Raw genomic sequence first — 1,235 nt, 5'->3', positions numbered from 1 at the left:
CGCAGATCGGCGACCGCGGCCGCACGGCCCTCGGCGTCGGGCGACGCGAGACCGTAGCGGGGGTCCTCCCCCACGCGGCGCATCACGAACGGCACGGGCGTGACCGCGAGCGGTACCCCGGGCACGTGCGCGAGGAACCAGTCGTCGTCGTGCGGGTGGAGGCCGCCCATCCACGGCACCTCGAGCCCCGCGACCCCGGGAAGGGCGCAGAGCGCCGGCAGCAGCTCGGCCTCCAGCGCCGGATCCCACTGGGCGTGGGCGGGCGAGAGCGGGTAGGCGCTGACGAGCAGCGGTGCGGTCACGCCCGGGCCTGCGCGATGCCGTCGACGAACCACGACGTGAGGGTGGACGGGTGCGTGATCGCGGTGCCCACGCACACGGAGGCGGCACCGGCGCGGAGGGCCGCGGCGGCGTGCTCCGGGCGGTGCACGCGGCCCTCCGCCACGATCGGACGGGTGCAGCGCCCGGCGATCAGCTCGATCAGCTCCAGGTCGGGTCCGTCGGTCTTCGGCCGCTCGCCCGTGTACCCGGAGAGCGTGGTGCCGAGCAGGTCCGCCCCCGCCTCCTCCGCGGCGACCGCGTCGTCGAGCGAGCCGCAGTCGGCCATGATCAGCGCGTCGGTGTGGGCGCGGAGCCCGGCGATCGTCTGCGTGAGCGTGAGGCCGTCCGGCCGCGGGCGACGGGTGCCGTCGATCGCGACGATGTCGGCCCCGGCATCCGCCACGGCCCGCGCGTGTGCCAGGGTCGGGGTGATGAAGACGTCGGACTCGCCGTCCTTCCACAGGCCGACGACCGGCACCGGGAGGTCGGCGACCGCGCGGATGTCGTCGATGCCCTGCACCCGGATGCCCGCAGCACCGCCGGCGAGGGCGGCCGCGGCGACCTGCGCCATGGTGCGCGGGTCGCGCATGGCCTCGCCGGGGTAGGCCTGGCACGAGACGATCAGGCCGCCGCGCAGCCGGTCGATGGTGTCGGTGAATCTCATGAGTTCCTCCAGGCCGATGCGGCGGCTCCCCGCAGCGGTGCGTCATCGCCGAGCGCACCCGGCAGGATCGGGGTGGACTGCAGCGCGTCGATGGCCTCGGCGCGGTACGCGGCGCGCATCGGACCCCACCACGCCTCGCCGATGTTCGGCACTCCCCCGGTGACGACGAAGCGCTCCGGGTCGAGGATCGTGGCGGCACCCGCGAGCGCACGGCCCACGGCGGCCGCCGACTCCTCGAGCGCGCGCCGGG

3 protein-coding genes are annotated in these 1,235 nt (G+C 76.0%); all 3 read right to left on the bottom strand.

The features are described from left to right. Nucleotides 1-302, bottom strand: a 302-nt coding sequence (locus DW309_RS02935; RefSeq protein ID WP_168387153.1) for a DUF4862 family protein, incomplete at its 3' end; no start/stop codon positions are given. Continuing rightward, nucleotides 299-985, bottom strand: a complete 687-nt coding sequence (locus DW309_RS02930; protein WP_136044513.1) for an N-acetylmannosamine-6-phosphate 2-epimerase — start codon at nt 983-985, stop codon at nt 299-301. The genes DW309_RS02935 and DW309_RS02930, both read right to left, overlap by 4 nt. After that, the coding region (locus DW309_RS02925) for an ROK family protein (protein WP_136044512.1) at nt 982-1,235 on the bottom strand (254 nt) is incomplete at its 5' end. The genes DW309_RS02930 and DW309_RS02925, both read right to left, overlap by 4 nt.

The sequence above is a fragment of the Microbacterium sp. K41 genome (assembly GCF_004794395.1).
GTDB classification, from domain to species: domain Bacteria; phylum Actinomycetota; class Actinomycetes; order Actinomycetales; family Microbacteriaceae; genus Microbacterium; species Microbacterium sufflavum.
Note: the sequence above shows the minus strand (reverse complement) of the source record. Positions and strands in the feature narration are given on the sequence as shown.

What these genes read in the sequence shown, in the direction of transcription:
- DW309_RS02930 (WP_136044513.1), bottom strand. Translation starts at nt 985, where the DNA reads ATGAGATTCACCGACACCATCGACCGGCTGCGCGGCGGCCTGATCGTC.